Origin of the sequence: Salifodinibacter halophilus (genome assembly GCA_012999515.1) — a bacterium.
GTDB classification, from domain to species: domain Bacteria; phylum Pseudomonadota; class Gammaproteobacteria; order Nevskiales; family Salinisphaeraceae; genus Salifodinibacter; species Salifodinibacter halophilus.
In genome coordinates this window covers 1-274 of record JABEEB010000225.1, presented here as the reverse complement: position 1 = coordinate 274, position 274 = coordinate 1, and the positions used below count along the sequence as shown (strand labels likewise).

The window sequence follows — 274 nt, the reverse complement described above, 5'->3', positions numbered from 1 at the left end:
GCCCGACGCGGTCGCCCACTTCCTCGAAACCCTCACCGCCGCCCACCAGGACTTCAAGCGCGGGCTCGGCCCGGGCGCGAACACGATGGCCCTGCTCAAGGCTTACCAGGACAAGACCGGCATCATCTCCACCCGCGACTACACCCTGCCCGACATCCCCAGCAACCCCAACGCCCCCGGCAACAGCATCGCCCTCGACCTGATCGAAGGCATCGCCGGCGCCGCGGAAACCGAGATCGGCATCGGCATCAGCCTGTACACGCTGGTGCTCGAC

At 67.9% G+C, this 274-nt stretch carries 1 protein-coding gene; it reads left to right on the top strand.

From position 1 onward, the window contains the following. The coding region (locus HKX41_11425) for a hypothetical protein (protein ID NNC24742.1) at positions 1 to 274 on the top strand (274 nt) is incomplete at both ends.